This window comes from Pseudomonas sp. MD195_PC81_125, from assembly GCF_014060985.1.
Lineage (GTDB): Bacteria > Pseudomonadota > Gammaproteobacteria > Pseudomonadales > Pseudomonadaceae > Aquipseudomonas > Aquipseudomonas parakoreensis.
Map to the genome: position 1 here is coordinate 1 of NZ_JABULD010000847.1, position 529 is coordinate 529.

Below are 529 nucleotides of genomic sequence, written 5' to 3' on the forward strand. Positions count from 1 at the left end.
GAGGAAGTTGAAACACACCGGAGAAGAACACCGCCAGGTGAGGCGGCATGGCTTTGGTGTAGATAACAGTGGCTACCGCGTTAGCGGTGTCATGAAATCCATTGATGAACTCGAAGGCGAGGACAAACGTCAGGGCGAGCAAGAGGCTCACAAGCACCCAAGCATCCAGTCCGCTGAATAAATCGATCATGAAGGTTTTCTGACCCGGTCATAAGGGGGCGCGATTATGCCAGAAAAGACTGGAAATCGATCCCCTACCTGCTCATCGGTAGCAATCAATGTCGAATTAAATTGTTGCAAGGTGCAAAGCCCGAGCGTGTTGCAGGGTTTTTCAAGTGTTTGATTCTCTTGAGAAAACCTTCAGGCAGCAGGCGTTTCGTCGAGTGCGCGAGGGCCTCAAACGCTTGTGTGAAATATCTCTGAAACGAGCCAGACACGCTCCTTTCCCGCGCAACACGGGGGAGGTGGCCGCTGCCCGCGGATAGCGGGCGCGCAAGGCATTGTCGGGTCACCGCGCTTGTAGCCGGTG

General features: G+C 54.4%; 1 pseudogene. It reads right to left on the reverse strand.

What is annotated here, in order from left to right:
* Positions 1-190: pseudogene (locus HT737_RS29680) on the reverse strand (inorganic phosphate transporter); the annotation flags it as partial.
* Positions 191-529: the final 339 nt, after the last annotated feature.